Genomic DNA, 1,111 nt, shown 5'->3' on the forward strand with positions numbered 1-1,111 from the left:
CTTCAGCGTGCGCCATCATCGACAGCGTCCTTGACTTCGACATGGCCGCAGCCCGCACCTCCACTGCCTCCGCATCGGCGTTGGTGGACTACGTGCGGGCCGAGCGCCTACAGGTGCAATGGTTGCTGGAAACCCACGCGCATGCCGACCACCTGTCCGCGGCTCCATGGCTGCAGGAGCAGGTGGGAGGCGCGCTGGCTATTGGCGAACACATCACCGCAGTCCAGGAAACCTTCGGCAAGGTCTTCAACGCCGGCACTGCATTCAAGCGGGATGGCAGCCAGTTCGATCGCCTGTTCGCCGACGGTGCCTCCTTCCGCATCGGTAATCTGCACGCGATGTCGCTGCACGTGCCAGGCCATACCCCGGCTTGTCTGGCGTACGTGATCGGCGACGCCGTATTTCCTGGAGACACGCTGTTCATGCCGGACTACGGCACCGCCCGATGCGACTTTCCAGGTGGCTCGGCGCGCCAGTTGTATCGCTCGATCCAGCGCCTGCTGTCCCTGCCCGACGCCGCCCGCGTATTCCTGTGCCATGACTACAAAGCCACCGGCCGGGACCATTTCGCATGGGAAACAACCATCGGTGCCGAAAGGACAACAAACATGCATGTGCACGAGGGCGTGAGTGAAGCCATGTTCGTGGAACTGCGGGAGGCTCGTGATGCCACGCTTCCGATGCCACGGCTGATCCTGCCGTCAGTGCAGGTCAACATGTGCGCCGGCCATCTGCCCGAACCCGAAGAAAACGGCGTGCGCTACCTCAAGCTGCCGGTGGACCTGCTATGACGCTCTCTCATCTGGCCTGGTATTGGCCGCTCGCTGGCGGTGCGATGATCGGAACAGCGGCCGGAGCCTATCTACTCCTTCTCGGGCGCGTTGCTGGCATCTCGGGTCTGCTTGCCAGGACACTGGGCATGCCGGGTGACGGCGGACGCAGCAGTGCTGCCCTGTTCCTGGCGGGACTTGCCCTGGCGTCAGGCTTGGCAATGGTGGCCAGGCCCATACCCCTGCCGGCGCTCTCCGCAAACGGAGCAGTGGTATTGGTGATTGCCGGACTGCTGGTGGGTTACGGAACTCGCCTTGGCGCTGGCTGTACCAGTGGGCAC

The 1,111-nt window shown here is 63.8% G+C and carries 2 protein-coding genes; both read left to right on the plus strand.

Translation table 11 applies throughout. The annotated features are described in order from the left end of the window. The coding region (locus tag AC2A1N_RS13670) for an MBL fold metallo-hydrolase (RefSeq protein ID WP_484372591.1) at positions 1-791 on the plus strand (791 nt) is incomplete at its 5' end. Continuing rightward, the coding region (locus AC2A1N_RS13675; RefSeq protein WP_484372593.1) for a YeeE/YedE family protein at positions 788-1,111 on the plus strand (324 nt) is incomplete at its 3' end. The genes AC2A1N_RS13670 and AC2A1N_RS13675, both read left to right, overlap by 4 nt.

The sequence above is a fragment of the Stenotrophomonas maltophilia group sp. SKK55 genome (genome assembly GCF_057179845.1).